The sequence below is a fragment of the Streptomyces sp. NBC_00385 genome (assembly GCF_035917155.1).
Lineage (GTDB): Bacteria > Actinomycetota > Actinomycetes > Streptomycetales > Streptomycetaceae > Streptomyces > Streptomyces poriferorum.
Map to the genome: position 1 here is coordinate 3,241,745 of NZ_CP107951.1, position 19,174 is coordinate 3,260,918.

Annotated in this window: 18 protein-coding genes; 8 read left to right on the top strand and 10 right to left on the bottom strand. The window is 70.3% G+C overall.

Annotated features, from left to right (window positions below; genetic code table 11):
- Positions 1–20 precede the first annotated feature (20 nt).
- The 4 genes from OG959_RS14105 to OG959_RS14120 all read right to left on the bottom strand — a co-directional run bounded on the left by OG959_RS14105 (position 21) and on the right by OG959_RS14120 (position 4,548).
- Positions 21–1,145 carry a GuaB3 family IMP dehydrogenase-related protein gene (locus OG959_RS14105; protein ID WP_007453079.1) on the bottom strand — a complete coding sequence of 375 codons (1,125 nt, stop codon included), beginning with the start codon at positions 1,143–1,145 and terminating at the stop codon, positions 21–23.
- A 263-nt stretch (positions 1,146–1,408) separates the two neighbouring features.
- Positions 1,409–2,911, bottom strand: coding sequence for an IMP dehydrogenase (guaB, locus tag OG959_RS14110; RefSeq protein ID WP_326658528.1), 1,503 nt, complete (start codon positions 2,909–2,911; stop codon positions 1,409–1,411).
- Between the two features lie 127 nt (positions 2,912–3,038).
- Positions 3,039–3,614 (bottom strand): sigma-70 family RNA polymerase sigma factor, encoded by a 576-nt coding sequence (locus tag OG959_RS14115; protein ID WP_148020273.1) that lies wholly within the window; start codon positions 3,612–3,614, stop codon positions 3,039–3,041.
- 322 nt (positions 3,615–3,936) lie between these two features.
- Positions 3,937–4,548: a response regulator transcription factor gene (locus OG959_RS14120; protein ID WP_003948568.1), complete on the bottom strand. Its 612-nt coding sequence runs from the start codon at positions 4,546–4,548 to the stop codon at positions 3,937–3,939.
- 411 nt (positions 4,549–4,959) lie between these two features.
- On the opposite strand from OG959_RS14120, the gene OG959_RS14125 reads away from it, so the two are divergent.
- Positions 4,960–5,286, top strand: a complete 327-nt coding sequence (locus tag OG959_RS14125; protein ID WP_018550557.1) for a WhiB family transcriptional regulator — start codon at positions 4,960–4,962, stop codon at positions 5,284–5,286.
- Positions 5,287–5,370: 84 nt separating this feature from the next.
- Here the strand turns inward: OG959_RS14125 and OG959_RS14130 are convergent, their stop codons facing one another.
- Positions 5,371–6,261, bottom strand: coding sequence for a LysR family transcriptional regulator (locus tag OG959_RS14130; protein WP_326658529.1), 891 nt, complete (start codon positions 6,259–6,261; stop codon positions 5,371–5,373).
- A gap of 81 nt (positions 6,262–6,342) precedes the next feature.
- Here OG959_RS14130 and OG959_RS14135 point away from each other — a divergent pair, with 81 nt between their 5' ends.
- Both OG959_RS14135 and OG959_RS14140 read left to right on the top strand, forming a co-directional pair.
- Positions 6,343–7,017: an MOSC domain-containing protein gene (locus OG959_RS14135; RefSeq protein WP_326658530.1), complete on the top strand. Its 675-nt coding sequence runs from the start codon at positions 6,343–6,345 to the stop codon at positions 7,015–7,017.
- A 57-nt stretch (positions 7,018–7,074) separates the two neighbouring features.
- On the top strand, positions 7,075–7,848 hold the full coding sequence (locus OG959_RS14140; RefSeq protein WP_326658531.1) for an SDR family NAD(P)-dependent oxidoreductase: 774 nt from the start codon (positions 7,075–7,077) through the stop codon (positions 7,846–7,848).
- An 8-nt stretch (positions 7,849–7,856) separates the two neighbouring features.
- Here OG959_RS14140 and OG959_RS14145 read toward each other — a convergent pair whose 3' ends face one another.
- A complete protein-coding gene (locus OG959_RS14145) occupies positions 7,857–9,386 on the bottom strand; it encodes a right-handed parallel beta-helix repeat-containing protein (RefSeq protein WP_326658532.1) in 1,530 nt (509 codons plus the stop codon).
- 208 nt (positions 9,387–9,594) lie between these two features.
- On the opposite strand from OG959_RS14145, the gene OG959_RS14150 reads away from it, so the two are divergent.
- From OG959_RS14150 to OG959_RS14170, 5 genes are all read left to right on the top strand, one after another.
- Positions 9,595–10,680 carry a substrate-binding domain-containing protein gene (locus OG959_RS14150; protein WP_326658533.1) on the top strand — a complete coding sequence of 362 codons (1,086 nt, stop codon included), beginning with the start codon at positions 9,595–9,597 and terminating at the stop codon, positions 10,678–10,680.
- A 202-nt stretch (positions 10,681–10,882) separates the two neighbouring features.
- Positions 10,883–12,211 (top strand): ABC transporter substrate-binding protein, encoded by a 1,329-nt coding sequence (locus tag OG959_RS14155; protein WP_326658534.1) that lies wholly within the window; start codon positions 10,883–10,885, stop codon positions 12,209–12,211.
- On the top strand, positions 12,211–13,104 hold the full coding sequence (locus OG959_RS14160) for a carbohydrate ABC transporter permease (RefSeq protein WP_148020266.1): 894 nt from the start codon (positions 12,211–12,213) through the stop codon (positions 13,102–13,104). The genes OG959_RS14155 and OG959_RS14160 overlap by 1 nt, the downstream gene beginning before the upstream one ends.
- Positions 13,101–13,955, top strand: coding sequence for a carbohydrate ABC transporter permease (locus OG959_RS14165; RefSeq protein ID WP_326658535.1), 855 nt, complete (start codon positions 13,101–13,103; stop codon positions 13,953–13,955). The genes OG959_RS14160 and OG959_RS14165 overlap by 4 nt, the downstream gene beginning before the upstream one ends.
- A 35-nt stretch (positions 13,956–13,990) precedes the next feature.
- Positions 13,991–15,019, top strand: a complete 1,029-nt coding sequence (locus OG959_RS14170; protein ID WP_326658536.1) for a hydroxyacid dehydrogenase — start codon at positions 13,991–13,993, stop codon at positions 15,017–15,019.
- A gap of 395 nt (positions 15,020–15,414) precedes the next feature.
- Here OG959_RS14170 and groL read toward each other — a convergent pair whose 3' ends face one another.
- From groL to OG959_RS14190, 4 genes are all read right to left on the bottom strand, one after another.
- Positions 15,415–17,037 carry a chaperonin GroEL gene (gene groL, locus OG959_RS14175; RefSeq protein WP_148020263.1) on the bottom strand — a complete coding sequence of 541 codons (1,623 nt, stop codon included), beginning with the start codon at positions 17,035–17,037 and terminating at the stop codon, positions 15,415–15,417.
- Between the two features lie 101 nt (positions 17,038–17,138).
- Positions 17,139–17,447: a co-chaperone GroES gene (gene groES / locus OG959_RS14180; RefSeq protein ID WP_024490209.1), complete on the bottom strand. Its 309-nt coding sequence runs from the start codon at positions 17,445–17,447 to the stop codon at positions 17,139–17,141.
- Between the two features lie 341 nt (positions 17,448–17,788).
- Positions 17,789–18,103 carry a hypothetical protein gene (locus tag OG959_RS14185; protein ID WP_326658537.1) on the bottom strand — a complete coding sequence of 105 codons (315 nt, stop codon included), beginning with the start codon at positions 18,101–18,103 and terminating at the stop codon, positions 17,789–17,791.
- Positions 18,100–19,086 carry a polysaccharide deacetylase family protein gene (locus OG959_RS14190; protein ID WP_326658538.1) on the bottom strand — a complete coding sequence of 329 codons (987 nt, stop codon included), beginning with the start codon at positions 19,084–19,086 and terminating at the stop codon, positions 18,100–18,102. The genes OG959_RS14185 and OG959_RS14190 overlap by 4 nt, the downstream gene beginning before the upstream one ends.
- Positions 19,087–19,174: the final 88 nt, after the last annotated feature.

The window sequence follows — 19,174 nt, forward strand, 5'->3', positions numbered from 1 at the left end:
TCCCGGCATGCTGCGGGGACTCAGCGGCGGTGCTGCGAGTCCGCCACCGTCACCTCGACGCGCTGGAACTCCTTGAGGTCGCTGTACCCCGTCGTCGCCATCGCCCGGCGCAGGGCGCCGAAGATGTTCATCGAACCGTCGGGGGTGTGCGAAGGACCGGTGAGGACCTCCTCGGTCGTCCCGACGGAGCCGAGGTCGACCAGCTTGCCGCGCGGCACGTCCTCGTGGACGGCCTCCATCCCCCAGTGGCGGCCGCGGCCCGGCGCGTCCGTCGCACGGGCGAGCGGGGAGCCCATCATCACGGCGTCCGCACCGCAGGCGATGGCCTTCGGCAGGTCGCCGGACCAGCCGACGCCACCGTCCGCGATCACGTGCACGTACCGGCCGCCGGACTCGTCCATGTAGTCGCGGCGGGCACCGGCCACATCGGCGACCGCGGTCGCCATCGGGACCTGGATGCCGAAGACGTTGCGCGTGGTGTGCGCGGCGCCGCCGCCGAAGCCGACGAGGACACCGGCCGCGCCCGTGCGCATCAGGTGCAGGGCCGCGGTGTACGTGGCGCAGCCGCCGACGATCACCGGGACATCCAGCTCGTAGATGAACTGCTTCAGGTTGAGCGGCTCGGCCGCACCCGAGACGTGCTCGGCGGAGACCGTCGTACCGCGGATGACGAAGATGTCCACACCCGCGTCGACGACGGCCTTGGAGAACTGGGCGGTGCGCTGCGGGGAGAGCGCGGCGGCGGTGACGACACCGGAGTCGCGCACCTCCTTGATGCGCTGGCCGATCAGCTCCTCCTGGATGGGGGCGGAGTAGATCTCCTGGAGCCGGCGGGTCGCGGACTCGACCGGCATCTCGGCGATCTCGTCGAGGAGCGGCTGCGGGTCGGCGTGCCGGGTCCACAGGCCTTCCAGGTTGAGCACCCCGAGGCCGCCGAGCTCGCCGATGCGGATGGCGTGCTGCGGGGAGACCACGGAGTCCATGGGAGCGGCCAGGAACGGCAGCTCGAAGCGGTAGGCATCGATCTGCCAGGCGATCGAGACCTCCTTCGGGTCGCGGGTCCGGCGGCTCGGGACGACGGCGATGTCGTCGAATGCGTATGCCCGGCGGCCGCGCTTGCCGCGCCCGATCTCGATCTCAGTCACGATGGTGTGGCCTTTCCCTCTACGTCTGCGCTGTCCAGTATCCCCGACACGCGCGGGCCCGGCCGTCACATGGGGGGTGGGTGAAGGAGCGGGGCTGGGTGCGTGCAGCTGCAAGGCGGAGGATTGAGGCAACGCGGAGCGTTGTTGATTGACGACAACGCCGCAGATGCGCGTGCCCAGCCCCGCGACGCCGCCCCCCATGTGACGGCCGGGCTGGGGGCGGTCCCGGGAACCCGGGTCCGCCCCTCACCTGCGCTGTCGCGTTACTTCCTGCTGTAGTTCGGTGCTTCGACCGTCATCTGGATGTCGTGCGGGTGGCTCTCCTTGAGACCCGCGGACGTGATCCGTACGAAGCGGCCCTTGCTCTCCATCTCGTCGACGGAGGCAGCGCCCACGTAGCCCATCGTCTGGCGGAGGCCGCCGACGAGCTGGTGCAGCACGTTGGCCAGCGGGCCGCGGTAGGGCACCTGGCCCTCGATGCCCTCGGGGACGAGCTTGTCGTCGGAGGCCACCTCGGCCTGGAAGTAGCGGTCCTTGGAGTACGAGCGGCCCTGTCCGCGGGACTGCATCGCGCCCAGCGAACCCATGCCGCGGTACGACTTGAACTGCTTGCCGTTGATGAAGAGGAGCTCGCCCGGCGACTCCTCGCAGCCCGCGAGGAGGGAGCCCAGCATCACGCTGTCGGCACCGGCGGCCAGCGCCTTGCCGATGTCGCCGGAGTACTGGAGGCCGCCGTCACCGATGACCGGGACGCCCGCCGCACGGGCGGCCAGCGCGGCCTCGTAGATCGCGGTGACCTGCGGGACGCCGATGCCGGCGACCACGCGGGTGGTGCAGATCGAACCGGGTCCGACGCCGACCTTGACGCCGTCCACACCGGCGTCGACCAGGGCCTGGGCGCCGTCACGGGTCGCGACGTTGCCGCCGATGACGTCCACGTTCACGGCCGACTTGATCTTCGCCATCCAGTTGAGGGCGTTGCTGTTGTGGCCGTGCGAGGTGTCGACGATCAGGAAGTCCACCCCGGCCCCGGCCAGCGCCTGGGCGCGGTCCAGCGCCTCCGGGCTGGCACCGACGGCCGCGCCGACGAGCAGCCGGCCCTCGGCGTCCTTGGCCGCGTTCGGGTACTGCTCGGCCTTCTTGAAGTCCTTGACCGTGATGAGGCCCTTGAGGATGCCCGCCTCGTCGACCAGCGGAAGCTTCTCGATCTTGTGGCGGCGCAGCAGCTCCATGGCGTCCACGCCGGAGATGCCGACCCGGCCGGTGACCAGCGGCATCGGCGTCATGACCTCGCGCACCTGGCGCGAGCGGTCCGACTCGAAGGCCATGTCGCGGTTGGTGACGATGCCGAGCAGCTTGCCCGCCGGGTCGGTGACCGGGACGCCGCTGATGCGGAACTTGGCGCAGAGCGCGTCGGCGTCGCCGAGCGTGGCGTCCGGGCCGACCGTGATCGGGTCGGTGACCATGCCGGACTCGGACCGCTTCACCAGGTCGACCTGGTTGACCTGGTCCTCGACCGAGAGGTTGCGGTGGAGCACGCCGACGCCGCCCTGACGGGCCATGGCGATGGCCATCCGGGCCTCGGTCACCTTGTCCATCGCGGCGGACAGCAGCGGGATGTTCACGCGTACGTTCCGTGAGATGAGCGTCGAGGTGTCGACCGCGTTGGGCAGCACCTCGGATGCGCCCGGCAGCAGCAGCACGTCGTCGTATGTCAGCCCGAGCGTCGCGAATTTCTCGGGCACTCCGTCGACGTTTGCAGTCATGACACCTTCCCCAAATGGCCTTGATCGGTGCGGATGTCCATGCTAACGGCCTCCGGGGGTGTCTCATTCCACGGGCAAGATCACCTGGAGGTTCTGTAGCTTCCTACGGCACGGACCGGCGTCCCGTTCACTGTTCCGCGAGGGCCCGCAGCCGGCTGAGCGCACGGTGCTGGGCGACCCGGACGGCACCCGGCGACATGCCGAGCATCTGTCCGGTCTCCTCGGCGGTGAGCCCGACGGCGACCCGCAGGACCAGCAGCTCGCGCTGGTTCTCCGGAAGATTGGCGAGGAGCTTCTTGGCCCAGGCGGCATCGCTGCTGAGGAGCGCCCGCTCCTCGGGCCCGAGCGAGTCGTCCGGCCGCTCCGGCATCTCGTCGGAGGGCACCGCGGTCGACCCCGGGTGCCGCATCGCGGCCCGCTGGAGGTCGGCCACCTTGTGGCCGGCGATGGCGAAGACAAAGGCTTCGAAGGGCCTGCCGGTGTCCTTGTACCGAGGCAGTGCCATCAGCACCGCGACGCAGACCTCCTGCGCCAGGTCCTCCACGAAGTGACGGGCATCACCGGGCAGCCGGTTCAGCCGGGACCTGCAGTAGCGCAGCGCGAGGGGGTGGACGTGGGCCAGCAGATCATGGGTGGCCTGCGCGTCGCCCTCGACGGCGCGATGCACCAGGGCACCGATCACCGTCGTTCCGTCCTCGCGCATCGAACCATGGTGCCCCGGCGCCGCGTCATCCGCGGCACCGCGTCCGTAGTTGTGCACTGAAGCGTTATGAGCGGGTGCGCCGGAAGTCATGTCCTGCGCCCTCCCCTTCCGCTCGACCGAATCGTTCCCGAGGAACTCCACGTCTCAAGGATGCGTCATCGGCCGGGAAGCGTCACATGCCGCGGGGGCGGCGGGCTGCACGGGCGGCGTACGAGCGGGTCGCGTCCACGGACACGACCCGGCTCCGCACCGCTTGCGCGGGGTGGCCCCGTCCGCCCGCGAGCGGACGGGGATGGGTTCGGCGGCCGGTCACGGCCGGCCCTCAGCGGACCAGCCCCCAGCGGAAACCGAGCGCCACCGCGTGCGCCCGGTCCGAGGCACCGAGCTTCTTGAACAGACGCCTGGCGTGCGTCTTCACCGTGTCCTCGGAGAGGAACAGCTCACGGCCGATCTCCGCGTTGGAGCGGCCGTGACTCATCCCTTCGAGTACCTGGATCTCACGCGCCGTGAGCGTGGGCGCCGCACCCATCTCGGCCGAGCGCAGCCGGCGCGGGGCGAGCCGCCACGTCGGATCGGCCAGGGCCTGGGTGACGGTCGCCCGGAGCTCCGCCCGGGATGCGTCCTTGTGCAGATACCCGCGGGCCCCGGCGGCGACCGCGAGCGCGACCCCGTCCAGGTCCTCGGCGACGGTCAGCATGATGATCCGCGCCCCGGGATCGGCGGAGAGCAGTCGACGGACGGTCTCCACACCTCCCAGACCGGGCATGCGTACGTCCATGAGAATCAGATCCGAACGGTCGGCACCCCAGCGCCGGAGAACTTCCTCCCCGTTGGCCGCCGTCGTCACACGCTCGACGCCGGGCACGGTCGCGACCGCGCGACGGAGCGCTTCTCGGGCAAGCGGGGAATCGTCGCAGACGAGAACGGATGTCATGACCGCCCTCCGCAGCTGATGCGCGTCACCTTGTGCCTCCAGGCTGTTACAAGTCGTCACCTGTGCGGTTGACACTCTCGGACATCTGCCCGATCGCTTTCTCCGTCAACCGCCTCCGCCCTCTCAACGATGGTCACTCGAAAGAGTTACGGGTCGGACAACCGGGTTCGGCACTCTACGTGAGGGACCGAGCACGGAGGAGAGCGCCACGGGTCGTCCAGCCGTCAACCGAAAACTTTCCATGAACTTATGCCCCATTTAGCGGGTTTTCTTCCCTTTTGCTGGTGTCTGTGGCTAGATTCGCAATCAGTCATATTTACATCTACTAACACCGTAGATGTACGGTCATGGGCACGGTACGACGGACGACCACGACGTTTCCGACTCAGCATGGTTTCGAGGGGACAAGCAATGGCAGATTTCTCCCGCCTTCCCGGACCCAACGCCGATCTGTGGGACTGGCAGCTGCTGGCGGCCTGCCGAGGGGTCGACAGCTCTCTGTTCTTCCACCCCGAGGGGGAACGCGGAGCCGCCCGGAGCGCCCGCGAGACCTCCGCCAAAGAGGTCTGCATGCGCTGCCCGGTGCGCGCCGAGTGCGCCGCCCACGCGCTGGCGGTACGCGAGCCCTACGGGGTGTGGGGAGGACTGACCGAGGACGAGCGCGAGGAGCTCATGGGCCGGGCCCGCAACAGGCTGATCAGTGCGGCCGCTCCCTCGTCCCCGCCCGGGCACGGCTGACCCCGCCGCGCCCCATCAAGGCAGAAACGTTTCTTCACTCACGACCGGGGCTACGGGCACGCAGAGGCCGGCGCGGCGGACCGCTCAGCGGGCGGCCGCCAGCGAGAGCTGGTCCAGGGTGGCCGCCACGGCCGGGACCTGGGCCAGGTCGGGCAGGGTCAGCGCGACGATCTCGCGCTCGATGGCGGGCTCCACCGTCACGGTCCTGGCCCCCCTGGGGCGTACCGACTCGATCGCCAGCGCCGGCAGGACGGCCACCCCGAGGCCCGCGCCGACCAGGCCGATCACCGCCGGGTAGTCGTCGGTGGCGAAGTCGATCCGCGGGGTGAAGCCGGACGCCTCGCAGACCTCCACCAGCTGCCGGCGGCAGCGCGGGCAGCCGGCGATCCACGGCTCCCCGGCGAGTTCACCGATACCCACCTCGTCCCGGCCCGCGAAAGGGTGTCCTTCGGGGACGAGACCGATCAGCCGGTCGGTGAGCAGGGGCCGCACCACCAGGTCGTCCCACTCCGCGCCCTGCGCGCCGTACCGGAAGGCCAGCGCGATGTCGCAGTCGCCGTCGCGCAGCATCTCCACCGAGCGCGGCGGCTCGGCCTCGACCAGGGAGACCCGGGTGCCGGGATGGGCGGCCCGGAGCGCCGCGAGGGCGCCCGGGACCAGAGTGGAGCTGCCGCTGGGGAAGGAGACCAGCCGGACCCGGCCGGCTCGCAGCCCGGCAATCGCGGCGACCTCCTCCTCGGCGGCGGTGAGCCCGGCGAGGATGCCGGAGGCATGGCGTACGAGCGCCTCACCGGCCTGCGTCAGCCGCATCTCCCGCCCGGTGCGGATGAGCAGCGTGGTACCCGCCGAGGACTCCAGCGCCTTCATCTGCTGGCTGACGGCGGGCTGGGTGCAGCCGAGCTCACGGGCGGCGGCGGAGAAGGAGCCGGTGCCGGCCACGGCGCGCAGGACTCGGAGATGACGGGCTTCGATCACCCTTCCAACATAAGGGACTCTTGGGTCTACTGCGAATTATTCGCTTACAGCTTTGAGCCAGGACTCGCTAACGTTCGGGACATGACTGCGAAGACTGTGCTGACCGTGAACGCGGGCCGTCCCACGGCGGCGCCCTACACCGACGCCCCGGGCGGCATGACCGGGATCGACAAGCACCCCGTCGAGGGGCTCATACGGGTCTGCGACCCCGGCCCCAAGGGTGAGGGCGGCAGCGGTCTGGCCGGGGACACGATCTGCGACCTGCGCCACCACGGCGGCTCGCACCAGGCCGTGTACGCCTTCGCCCGCGAGGATCTCGACGGGTGGGAGCGGGAACTGGGGCGCCCGCTGGCCAACGGCTCGTTCGGCGAGAACCTGACCACGGGCGGGCTGGAGGTCGGCGGTGCGCTGATCGGCGAGCGCTGGCGGATCGGCGCGGAGCTGGTCCTGGAGGTCACCTCCGGCCGGATTCCGTGCCGTACGTTCGCGGGCCACCTCGACGAGGCGCGCTGGGTCAAGCGGTTCACGCAGGCGGCGGCCCCGGGGGCGTACCTCCGGGTGATCACGCCGGGGAGCATCCGGGCCGGCGACCCGGTCGAGATCGTGCACCGGCCGGACCACGAGGTGACGGTGGAACTGCAGTTCCGGGCCGTGACGACGCAGCGCGAACTGCTGCCGCTGCTGCTTCCGGCCGGCGAGGCACTGCACCCCGAGGCGCTGCGGAGCGCCCGCGCGTACGCGCCCCGTCAGGGCTGAGCGGGGAGCGGTGGGCGGGTCGTCGCCAGGTCCGCACGGGGCACTAACGTGCCGCGTATGACGACTGCACTGATTACGGGCGCGACCGCGGGCATCGGCGCCGCCTTCGCGCGGCGGCTCGCGGCCGAGGGGCACAACCTCGTGCTGGTGGCCCGCGACACCGACCGGCTGCGGGAACAGGCCACCGAACTGCACGACCGGCACGGCATCGAGGCCGAGGTGCTGACGGCGGACCTGTCCGCGGACGACGGGATCGCCGCGGTCGAGAGCAGGCTGACGGACCGTAAGCAGCCGGTCGATCTGCTGGTCAACAACGCCGGGTTCGGCAACAAGGGGCATTTTCTCGATGTCCCGATGGCCGACGAACTGGCGATGCTGAAGGTGCACTGCGAGGCGGTCCTGCGGCTGACGTCGGCGGCCGCGGCCGGCATGAGCGAGCGGGGCAGGGGCGGCATCGTGAACGTGGCCTCCGTCGCCGCGTTCGTGCCGCGCGGTACGTACGGGGCGTCCAAGGCGTGGGTCGTGCAGTTCACCCAGGGCGTCGCGAAGGACCTGGCCGGTTCGGGCGTGCGGATGATGGCCCTGTGCCCCGGCTTCGTGCGGACGGAGTTCCATGAGCGGGCCGGGATGGGCACCGGCAACATCCCGGGCTGGATGTGGCTCGACGCCGACAAGCTGGTGGCGACGGCGCTGGCGGACCTGGCGCGCGGCAAGTCGCTCTCGATCCCCGACGCGCGGTACAAGGCGTTGATGGGGCTGGTGAAGGTCACGCCGCGCGGCCTGCTCGGAGGGGTCACCTCCAAGACAGGCCGCAAGTACGGACCTCAGTGAGCGGTGGGTTACCGCAGGCCGCGGCCCGCGTAGGCGCCGATGTTGGGGGCGCCGGGCTTCAGGCGGCTGCCGAAGTAGTCCTTGCCGCCGTTGTCCTCGATGACGGCTCCGGCGGCGAGGGCGGGCGACCCCGCGCCGAGCCGGAAGTCGTCCCGGAGTTCCGGGTCGGCCGTGATGCCGCCGGGGTCCGGGCGCGTCATGTCGATGCCGTAGAAGGCGTTGTGGTCGAACGAGAGCCCGGGGGTCGGGTTCTTGAAGGCGTAGCCGCCGGTGCCCTCGCTGACGAAGACGTTGTTGCGGATGGACAGTTCGTGCTGGGTGGTGGCGGGGCTCCCGGCGTCGTCCTGGACGAGGTAGCCGGGGATCTGCTCCTTGTTGTGGAACGTGTTGTTGTAGATCTCGGTGCCCAGGATCGGGCCCCAGCAGTTCTGGATCAGGCGGGCGCCGTCGTCGCGGCTGACGTTGTAGCGGGCGACCGTGCCGAGGGTCTTCGCCCCGCTGTACGGGCAGATCAGCAGGAAGCCGCCCTTGTTGTCGTGGCTGTAGTTGTACTGGAAGACGGTGTTCTGCGAGGCGCCGTCGGCGTCGAAGGACATGCCGTCGTGGGTGTTGCCGCCGCCCGAGACCTCGTTGTACTCGACGGTCGTGTCGTCGGTGTTGAAGGTCCAGATGCCCGCGTTGGCGGAGGGCGAGCGGAGCTGGAAGCCGTCGACCCGGTTGTGGTCGACGCGGGCGCCGCTCGTGGTGTCGAGCTTCATGCCGTCGCCGGCCAGGGACTTGAGCGTGTTGTGGTGGATGCGCACACCGGTGCTGGGGGTCCACTCCCCCGGGTAGACGTTCGGGTCCTGCTGCCCGCCGACCAGATCACGCTTGGAGAAGGTCGACTTGAAGTAGACGCCCTCGCGGTCGACGTCCTCGATGCGGTTGTGGCCGATGTCCAGACCGTCGTACCAGCTGGCCTTCGCCGTGCCCTCGACGGCGATGTGGATGGCGCTGGAGCCGGACACGGTCTTGTAGTCGCCGCCGCGCACGTCGTGGATGTAGAGGCCGCTGATGTCGAATCCGCGGGCGACGCCGAAGTCGGTCAGGCGCAGCCGGACGCCGTTGCGCTCGCTGCCCGGGTTGTCGGCGTTGGTGATCTCCAGGTTCCTGAGGTGCACGTACTGCGTGTTGGAGAGCAGAACGGTGTCGTGGGCGCCGGCGCCGTCGAGCCGGGCACGGTCCGGGCCGCTGCCGTAGTCGGCGATGGTGAACGGCGCGCGGGCGGAGCCGGTTCCCCTGGGGGCGAGGGTGCCGGTGCAGGTGGCACCGCGCTTGAACAGAAGCCGGTCGCCCGGCCCGTAGGGGTGCGCGTTGGCCTCGGCAAGCGTGGTCCAGGGGTGCTGCCTGCTGCCGGTGGCCCCGTCCGGGGCGGCCGAGCAGTCGACGTGAAAGGTGCGGCCGGCGGGTACCGCCTGCGCGGTGTTCGGGCCTGCGACGGTCAGTCCGGCGGCAGCGGTCAGGGCCGCGAGCGCCGCTGCGGTGACGCGATGTCTCACAATTCCTCCGTACGAACAGTCGGGGCGTGCCGGGAACGGCCGGATCGGCATCGCCGGGAATCCTGGACTTGGATTGATCGAACGTCAATGGATTACGTTTGAATGATCGAAACTCCCATCGTTCGATCACGTTGGTCTAGGGTCGGACACCGGCTCCGGAACCGGCCGGGCCCGGGGCCGGACCACACACTGCGAGGGGACTGCCACCGTGCGCGAAAGTGCTGCTGAACGTCATGACCGCCTGCTCGGGCTGGTACGCGACCGGGGCTCGGCCCGGGTCTCGGACCTGGCCTCGCAGTTGGGGGTCTCGCCCGTCACGGTGCGCCGGGACGTCGAGGACCTGGCCGGCCGCGGACTGCTCGACCGGGTCCACGGTTCGGTGTCCTGGCCCCAGGACGCCACCCCCGCGACTGGGCCCGCCGCCGGCAACGGCCTGGTGCTCGGCATGCTCGCGCCCTCGGCGACCTACTACTTCGCCGAGGTCATCCGGGGCGCTCACGAGGCGGCCGCCCGGGCGGGTGCCCGGCTGATCCTGCGGATCTCCGACTACCGTCCGCAGGAGGACCAGGCCCGCACCGAGGGGCTGCTGTCCGCGGGCGCCGAGGGGCTGCTCGTCGCGCCCGGCTGGCAGCATCCGGGCGACCCCTCCGCCTTCGGTGACTGGATCAGCTCGCTGCCCGTGCCGACCGTCCTGCTGGAGCGCAGGCCCACCGCCGGGTCCCCCCTGGACGGCCTGGACCGCGTCTGCTCGGACCACGCGCACGGGGTGCTGCTGGCCGTGCGCCACCTGGTGGGTCTCGGGCACGGAGCACCGCTGCTGATGGCCCGCGCGGACTCCCCGACCGCCCTCGCGGTGCGCTCCGGATACGCGGAGGCGCTGACCGTGCTCGGGCTGCGCACACCGCAGGACGTGATCGATTCCGTACCGGCCGAACTGGCCCCCGAGGCGTTCGAGGAGGCCGTGCAGGCCCTGCGCGAGGCGGTCCACTCGGGGGTGGCGACGGCGGCCCTGATCCATAACGACGTGGACGCGATCCAGGTGGTGCAGCGCCTCGCGGAGCTGGGCGTGCGGGTGCCGGAGGACCTCGCGCTGATCGCGTACGACGACGAGGTGGCGGCGCTCGCGGACACCCCCCTCACCGCCGTGGCCCCGCCCAAGCGCGAGGTGGGCCGTCATGCGACGGAACTGCTGGTGGAACGACTGGGGCAGGGCGGCACCGACACACCGCGCCGGCACCTGACCCTGCTCCCCCAGCTGCGGGTCAGGGACTCGTGCGGAGCGCCGCTTCCGTAGGCGTTGCCCGGCCGTTCGCGGGGCGCTCCCAGGTCGTTCCCAGGGCCGCCCCCAGGGTCGCTCCAGCGACTTCCGCGCACACTCCGTACGCAACTCTTCTGATCTTTTTTCGATCAATCGATCTTTCGCTCTTGACTTCGGTCACGGCTGGTCCAAGGATCACGGCCAACGCCAATGTCGCCGCCTGTTCAGGAGCCTCGCTGTGAGCCGCAGTTCGAGCAGAACGTCCCTCGCCGTAGTCGGCGCCGCCACCGCCCTCGCCGTTCTCACGGCCTGTGGCGGCAGCGGTGACGACACGTCCGCCGCCGGAAGCGACGGCAAGCCCGTCAGCATCACCTTCTGGGGCTGGGCCAAGGGGTCCAAGGAGGTCGTTGACGCGTTCAACGCCTCCCACACGAACATCAAGGTGGTGTACGAGGAGATCCCGTCCGGCAACGCGGGCGGCTACGCCAAGATCTCCAACGCCGTGAAGGCGGGCAACGCCCCCGACCTCGTCTCCATCGAGTACCCGCAGCTCCCGGAGTACGTCAGCCAAGGTGCGCTCCAGGACATCGGCCAGTACTTCACCGAGGACATCAGGAAGAAGCTGCTGCCCCAGGCGGTGGAACTGACGACGCTCGGCGGCAAGAACTGGGCCGTCCCCTTCGACGCCTCGCCGCAGTCGTTCTACTACCGCAAGGACCTGTTCGAGAAGTACGGCGTCGAGGTCCCCAAGACCTGGGACGACTTCCGCAAGGCCGCCGAGAAGGTCAGGAAGGCGGACAAGAAGGCCCGCATCGGCACCTTCTTCCCCGACGACCCGACCACGTTCCAGGCGATGGCCTGGCAGGCCGGCGCCCAGTGGTACAAGCCCGAGGGCGACACCTGGAAGGTGAACACCACCGACGCCGCCACCAACAAGGTCGCCGACTACTGGCAGGGTCTGCTCGACGACGACCTGATCCGCGCCAACGCCTCCTTCAGCCCCGAGTGGACCAACTCCCTCAAGAACGGCGGCACCGTCGGCTATCTCGGCGCGGCCTGGGGCGCGGGCGTCCTCAAGGGCACCCTGCCCGAGCAGAGCGGCAAGTGGGCCGTCGCCCCGATGCCCAGCTGGGACGGGAAGCCGGCCAGCGGCATGCTCGGCGGCTCCACCTTCGCGGTGACGAAGGACAGCAAGAAGGCCGGGGCCGCGGTCGAGTTCGCCACCTGGATGTCGACCACGGAGGAAGGCATCAAGGCCCGCATCGAGTCCGGCACATCGAGCGCCTTCCCGGCCGCGGCGGCCCTGCGGCCGGTCGCGAAGAAGGCCTTCGACGCGGACTTCTACGGCGGCGAGGACATCTACCAGGTGTTCGAGGAGGCCGCGACGTCCATCGGCCCGGACTGGAGCTGGGGCCCGACGACCGGCACCACGAACACCACGATGAAGGACCAGTTCGGCAAGGTCGCCAGCGGCGGCACCACGGTCGAGGAGGCCGTGAAGGCCGGGCACGACGCCACGGTCGCCGAGCTGAAGAAGCGCGGTCTGAAGGTCGAGGACGCAGGCTGATGAAGCGCGCCCGGACGACCAGAGCCGCCGCCATCCTGCTGGGGCCCTTCTTCGTACTGTTCACGCTGGCGATGGTGCTGCCGATCGGCTACGCGGTCTGGCTCAGCCTGTTCACCGAGAAGCAGTCCGGCCTGGGCTTCGGCGGCACCGAGACCGTGTTCAGCGGACTCGACAACTACACGGCGGCCCTGGGCGACCGGGCGTTCCGCGAGGGCTTCGGCGTACTCCTCGGATACTGCCTGTTCTACATTCCGCTCCTGCTCGTCGGAGCCCTCGCCCTCGCCCTGCTGCTGGACTCCACGCTGGCCCGCGCCCGCCGGTTCTTCCAGCTCGCGCTGTTCCTGCCGCACGCCGTGCCCGGCATCATCGCCGCGCTGATCTGGGTGTACCTCTACACCCCGCAGCTCAGCCCGGTGGTCAGTGCCATGGAGTCCGGCGGCATCGGCTTCGACTTCTTCTCCCCCGACGGCGCCCTGCCCTCGGTCGTCAACATCGCGCTGTGGGAGTGGCTCGGCTACAACATGGTGATCTTCTATGCCGCGTTGCAGGCCATCGACCGCTCCGTGCTCGAAGCCGCCACGGTCGACGGGGCCGGGGCCTGGCGGATCGCGATCGGCATCAAGGTCCCGCTGATCCGCGCGTCCGTCGTGATGGTCGCGCTGTTCACCGTCATCGGCTCGCTCCAGCTGTTCACCGAGCCTCTGATCCTCAACAAGGGGACCGGCTCCGCCGTCTCCTCCACCTGGACGCCGAACATGTACGCGTACACCGCGGCCTTCGAACGCAACGACTACGGCCTCGCCGCGGCCGCCTCCATCCTGCTGGCACTCACCGCCGCGCTGCTGTCCTTCGTCGTCACCCGCTTCACCGGCCGGAAGGGCAAGAAAGCATGAGTTCCCCCGCCTCCCACGGCCGCTGGATGTCGAAGACCGCGGTCAACGGCTTCCTGCTGCTCGCCGTCGTCTACATGCTCTTCCCGCTCGTCTGGCTGGTCACCGCCGCCACCAAGGACACCGGCGGCCTGCTCGCCGGCAACGCGTTCTCCTTCGACGGCTTCAACCTCGGCGAGAACCTGTCGAACCTGGCGTCCTACGGGGACGGCATCTACTTCCGCTGGTACCTCAACAGCCTTCTGTACGCGGGCATCGGGGCCATCGCCTGCTCGCTGATCTGCGTCGCCGCCGGGTACGCCTTCGACAAGTACGCCTTCCGGGGCAAGGACCAGCTGTTCGGCCTGGTGCTGATGGGCGTGCTCGTCCCCACCACCGCGCTGGCTCTGCCGATGTACCTGCTGGCGTCCAAGGTCGGCCTGGTGAACACCTACTGGTCGGTGCTGATCCCGGTGCTCGTCAACCCGTTCGGCGTGTATCTGGCCCGCGTGTTCAGCACCGGCTACATACCGAACGAGGCCCTGGAGGCCGCCCGTATCGACGGGGCGGGCGAGCTGCGCATCTTCTGGTCCGTCGGTCTGCCCATGGTCATGCCGGGCTTCGTGACCGTCTTCCTCTTCCAGTTCACCGCGATCTGGAACAACTTCTTCCTCCCCCTCGTGATGCTCTCGGACCGCAAGCTCTTCCCCCTGAGCCTCGGTCTGTACTCGTGGAACACCAACACCCATGGCGAACCGAGCTTCTACCCCCTCGTCGTCACCGGCTCCCTGCTCGCCGTCATCCCGCTGATCGTCGCCTTCGTCTCCCTGCAGCGGCACTGGAAGGCGGGCCTGACCGCCGGAAGCGTCAAGTGACCGTCCACGCGAGCCCGAGGAGTACGAGTTCCACCATGCCGCACCCCACTGACAACCGGCCCCGGGCGCTGCTCGCGATGGGCCCCGGCATCGCCGGGCGCCTCCTCGCCGAACGCCACCACACCCGGCTGGCCGCCCTGACCCGTACGGACACCCGGCTCGTCGCCCACGATCTGGCCGACCCGTCACCCGAGGTGGCGGCCGCGCTCGCCGAGGCCGAGGTGCTCTTCACCTGCTGGGGCGCGACGCCGCTCACCGGGCCGGTGCTGGCAGCCGCCCCGCGGCTGCGTGCGGTGGTGCACGCGGCCGGGTCCGTCAAGCACCACATCACCGACGCCTGCTGGGAACGGGGCATCGCCGTCACCTCCGCGGCCGGGGCCAACGCGCTGCCGGTCGCCGAGTTCACCGTGGCCGCGATCCTCTTCGCGGGCAAGCAGGTCCTGCGCTCGGCACGGCGATACGGGGAACTGCGCACCGGCCACGACTGGCTCGACGAGCTGGACGGCAGCGGCAACTACCGCCGTACGGTGGGCATCGTCGGCGCCTCCCGCATCGGCCGGCGCGTGATCGAGCTGCTGCGCCCCTTCGATCTGGACGTCCTGCTGTACGACCCGTACGTCGGGGCGGACGAGGCAGCCCGGCTGGGTACCCGCCTCGCGGCTCTCGACGAGCTGTGCGCGAGCAGTTCGGTGGTCTCGGTGCACGCTCCGCAGCTTCCGGAGACGCGGCATCTGATCGGCACCGCCCAGCTGGCGGCGATGCCGTCGGGCGCGACGCTGATCAACACGGCCCGGGGTTCGCTGGTCGACGAGGACGCGCTGCTGCCCGAGCTGACGAGCGGGCGGCTGCACGCGGTCCTGGACGTGACGGACCCGGACCTGCCCCGGGCGGCCTCGCCGCTCTACGACCTGCCGAACGTGCTGCTCACGCCGCACATCGCCGGATCGCTGGGCAACGAGCTGCACCGGATGGCGGACCAGGCGCTGGACGAACTGGAACGCTTCGCGTCCGGCCGCCCGTTCGCGGACCCGGTCCACGGAGACGCGCTGTCGCGCTCGGCGTAGTCCGGCCCTCGGGCCCGTCTCGCCCCGCCGGCCCATCCCGCCCGTCCTGCCCGTCCTGCCCGTCCTGCCCCTTCGGCCCGTCCGGCGGCCCGTCGTCCGTCGGGACCGGCCGGCCATTCCAGCCCCTCCGGCGATTGAGGAGCCGGGGTACGGGGGCAGCGCCCCGGGGCTCCGCCCCGGACCCCGCTCCTCAATCGCCGGAGGGGCTGGGGTTGGCCGAGCCCCCTCACTCGCCGGAAAGGCTGGAGTCGGCCGGGCCCCACTCGCCGAGGGGGCGGAGTTGGCCGGCGAGCGTGAATGCCGGGCAGGAACGGGCCGGCGCGGCCGGACACGCGAAAGGCCCGGTACCCCTCGCGGGGTACCGGGCCTCACCGCTTGCGCGGGGCAGCTACACGCTAGTGCGAGTGACCGTGGCCGTGACCGGCCTCGGCCTCTTCCTCGGCCGGCTTCTCGACGACCAGGGTCTCGGTCGTGAGCAGCAGCGACGCGATGGACGCGGCGTTCTCCAGCGCGGAGCGGGTGACCTTGACCGGGTCGATGACGCCGGCCTTCACCAGGTCGCCGTACTCGCCGGTCGCGGCGTTGAAGCCCTGGCCCTTGTCGAGCTCGGAGACCTTCGAGGTGATGACGTAGCCCTCGAGGCCCGCGTTCTCCGCGATCCAGCGGAGCGGCTCGACGGCGGCGCGGCGCACGACCGCGACACCGGTGGCCTCGTCGCCGGTCTTGCCGAGGTTGCCCTCGAGGACCTTGACGGCGTGGACCAGAGCGGAGCCACCACCGGAGACGATGCCCTCCTCGACCGCGGCGCGGGTCGCGGAGATGGCGTCCTCCAGACGGTGCTTCTTCTCCTTGAGCTCGACCTCGGTGGCAGCGCCGACGCGGATCACGCAGACACCGCCGGCCAGCTTCGCCAGGCGCTCCTGGAGCTTCTCGCGGTCCCAGTCGGAGTCCGTGGACTCGATCTCGGCCTTGATCTGGTTGACGCGGCCGGCGACCTCGTCGGACTTGCCGCCACCGTCGACGATGGTGGTGTCGTCCTTGGAGACGGTCACGCGGCGGGCGGTGCCCAGCACGTCCAGACCGGCCTGGTCGAGCTTGAGGCCGACCTCCTCGGCGATGACGGTCGCACCGGTGAGGGTGGCGATGTCGCCGAGCATGGCCTTGCGGCGGTCACCGAAGCCCGGGGCCTTCACCGCGACGGCGTTGAAGGTGCCACGGATCTTGTTGACGACCAGGGTCGACAGGGCCTCGCCCTCGACGTCCTCGGCGATGATCAGCAGCGGCTTGGAGGCACCGGCCTGGATGACCTTCTCCAGGAGCGGCAGCAGCTCCTGGATCGAGCCGATCTTGCCCTGGTGGATCAGGATGTACGGGTCGTCGAGGACGGCCTCCATACGCTCCTGGTCGGTCACCATGTACGGGGACAGGTAGCCCTTGTCGAAGGCCATGCCCTCGGTGAAGTCGAGGTCCAGACCGAAGGTGTTGGACTCCTCGACGGTGATGACACCGTCCTTGCCGACCTTGTCCATCGCGTCCGCGATGAGCTCGCCGACCTGGGTGTCCTGCGCGGAGAGCGCGGCCACGGCGGCGATGTCGGACTTGTCCTCGATCGGACGGGCGGTCGCGAGGAGCTCCTCGGACACGGCCTTGACCGCGGCGTCGATGCCCTTCTTCAGGGCGGCCGGGGACGCACCCGCGGCCACGTTGCGCAGGCCCTCGCGGACGAGCGCCTGGGCCAGGACGGTGGCGGTGGTCGTACCGTCACCGGCTACGTCGTTGGTCTTGGTCGCGACCTCCTTCACCAGCTGGGCACCGAGGTTCTCGTACGGGTCGTCCAGCTCGACCTCGCGCGCGATGGTGACACCGTCGTTGGTGATGGTGGGCGCACCGAACTTCTTGTCGATGACGACGTTGCGGCCCTTGGGACCGATCGTCACCTTCACCGTGTCGGCAAGCTTGTTGACGCCGCGCTCGAGGGCGCGACGGGCGTCCTCGTCGAACTTCAGGATCTTCGCCATGGAGCTGAACTGTCCTCTCAAAACAAGAACTGCGCCCCTGCCGCCCGGCTAGTTATTTCGCAGGGGGCCAGGGGCGCAGAACAGAAGCAAACGTGGGTGAATTACTTCTCGATGATCGCGAGCACGTCGCGAGCCGAGAGGACGAGGTACTCCTCGCCGTTGTACTTCACCTCGGTGCCGCCGTACTTGCTGTACAGCACGACATCGCCGGTCTTGACGTCGAGCGGAAGGCGCTCGCCGTTCTCGAAGCGGCCCGGGCCCACGGCCAGGACGACGCCCTCCTGGGGCTTCTCCTTGGCAGTGTCCGGAATGACCAGGCCGGAGGCCGTGGTCTGCTCGGCGTCGAGCGGCTGGACCACAATGCGGTCCTCGAGCGGCTTGATCGCAACCTTGGTGCTGGTCGACACGATCCGGTCTCCCCCTTCGGAGATCTCACGGGGTTATCAGTCTTTGGGGTGGCGACCAGGTGGGCCCGTCGTCGCGGGTGCCGGACCTGCCGGTCGCACAGAACTGCTGGCACTCTCCAGTGGGGAGTGCCAGCACTGAGACTATGACCGCGATTAGCACTCGGTCAAGCGGAGTGCCAATTCACGCCCCTCGTGGCGTCCGGGACCTCCTCCGCGTACGACCGCGTCCGCAGAACGTTCCGGTCACCGTAGGGACAACGCGGGGACCGTCCGCTCCGTTCCGTACGGCGATGACCTCGTACTCACCCGCCGCGCCGGACCGGGGACCCGGCGTGGCACAGCGGCTAGCGGCTCGCGCACCCCGCGTCCGCGGCCTCTTCGCCGGACCGGTCCGGCCACCAGTGGACCGGCGGGCGCAACCCGGAGCCCCCGGCCGCCGCCGGGCGGCCGCAGGCGACGACGACCATCGCCCCCGGCGCCCCGTGGTCACCGCGCACCGCCGCCGGCCGCGCCTGCTCGTCCGGCGACGGGTTCACGTGCTGCGCGGCCTTCCGGCCCAGCCGCTCGATCGGGTCCACCGACTGCGCGCAGCCCGCGGTGGCGGCCAGGAGCGCACCGGCGGTCAGCAGTCCGGCCAGCGGCCGGCGCGCCCTTCTCATACGTAGTCCTCCAGGCGGGCCACGGCGTAACCCTTGTCCGTGATGACCTTCATGACGTTCCGGATCATGTCGGGCATGCTGCCCTTCCAGTCCTTCTTGCCCCGGAAGTGCGTGAGGATGATGTCGCCGGGATGCAGGTCCTGGTCCTCCTCCCGCCACTCCATGTGGTCGGGGAAGGCCTCCGCCGCCCACAGCGGCACGGCCGTGATGCCGCAGGACTTGGCGATCCGCAGGGTGTCGCCGTTGTAGTTGCCGTACGGCGGCCGGAAGAGCCGGGGGCGCTCGCCGTACTGCTGCTCGATGATGTCCTGCTGGTCGCAGATCTCCCGCTTCTGCTCGTCGTGGGAGAGACCGGGCATGTAGCGGTGGTTCAGCGTGTGGTTGCCGAGGACGACACCGCGGGCCTGCGCCTCCTTGAAGTACGCGTAGTCGTCGCGCACCAGGTAGTCGCTGAGGAAGGCGCTGTACGGGATGTTCAGGTCCGCCATCATCTTCAGGAGCTCGGGGTCCTTGTCGTCCCCGTCGTCCATCGTCAGAAAGACGATCTTCTTGTCGGTGGGGACCGTCGTGAAGACCGGCGGCAGCGAGGCGTCACCGCCCTCGACCTCGAAGCCCTTGCGGGTGGTGAGGTGCGGCTTGACGGCGGGAGGCGCCGGCGGAGTCAGCGGGGTGCTCGCCAGGCCCCACTTCTTGGCGGCCACGGCCCGTGCGGCCTGGGCGCGGCGCGCCTTCTCGGCCTGCGCCGCGACGGAACCCGCCGCCCCGGCGGCCGGGGGGCCGCCCGGCTGTCCGGCCCGCGCCGCGGCGACACGGCCGGGGTCGGCCGGTGCGCTGCCGCCGGTCTCGGCGGCACAGCCCGAGCCGGCCGCGGCGACCAGCAGCGCGGCGAGGACCGCGTAGCCCGGCCGGCGTCGCAGGTGTCCGCGCCCGCGCCTCGTCCGCCCCTGTCCGCACGACTCCGCACCCGGTCTGCGCCTCTTCATGTCGAATTCTTCCTTTTGTCGTACTGGCTGCATGGCGCCGCATCCTGCCAGCCCGGGACGGGGCATCCGGGCCGACACAGCGCCGGCC

Excerpts from the sequence above, each read along its gene's own strand:
- guaB (WP_326658528.1), bottom strand. The coding sequence starts at position 2,911 with ATGACTGCAAACGTCGACGGAGTGCCCGAGAAATTCGCGACGCTCGGG.
- OG959_RS14115 (WP_148020273.1), bottom strand. The coding sequence starts at position 3,614 with ATGCGCGAGGACGGAACGACGGTGATCGGTGCCCTGGTGCATCGCGCC.
- OG959_RS14120 (WP_003948568.1), bottom strand. The coding sequence starts at position 4,548 with ATGACATCCGTTCTCGTCTGCGACGATTCCCCGCTTGCCCGAGAAGCG.
- OG959_RS14125 (WP_018550557.1), top strand. The coding sequence starts at position 4,960 with ATGGCAGATTTCTCCCGCCTTCCCGGACCCAACGCCGATCTGTGGGAC.
- OG959_RS14135 (WP_326658530.1), top strand. The coding sequence starts at position 6,343 with ATGACTGCGAAGACTGTGCTGACCGTGAACGCGGGCCGTCCCACGGCG.
- OG959_RS14140 (WP_326658531.1), top strand. The coding sequence starts at position 7,075 with ATGACGACTGCACTGATTACGGGCGCGACCGCGGGCATCGGCGCCGCC.
- OG959_RS14160 (WP_148020266.1), top strand. The coding sequence starts at position 12,211 with ATGAAGCGCGCCCGGACGACCAGAGCCGCCGCCATCCTGCTGGGGCCC.
- OG959_RS14165 (WP_326658535.1), top strand. The coding sequence starts at position 13,101 with ATGAGTTCCCCCGCCTCCCACGGCCGCTGGATGTCGAAGACCGCGGTC.
- OG959_RS14170 (WP_326658536.1), top strand. The coding sequence starts at position 13,991 with ATGCCGCACCCCACTGACAACCGGCCCCGGGCGCTGCTCGCGATGGGC.
- groL (WP_148020263.1), bottom strand. The coding sequence starts at position 17,037 with ATGGCGAAGATCCTGAAGTTCGACGAGGACGCCCGTCGCGCCCTCGAG.
- OG959_RS14185 (WP_326658537.1), bottom strand. The coding sequence starts at position 18,103 with ATGAGAAGGGCGCGCCGGCCGCTGGCCGGACTGCTGACCGCCGGTGCG.
- OG959_RS14190 (WP_326658538.1), bottom strand. The coding sequence starts at position 19,086 with ATGAAGAGGCGCAGACCGGGTGCGGAGTCGTGCGGACAGGGGCGGACG.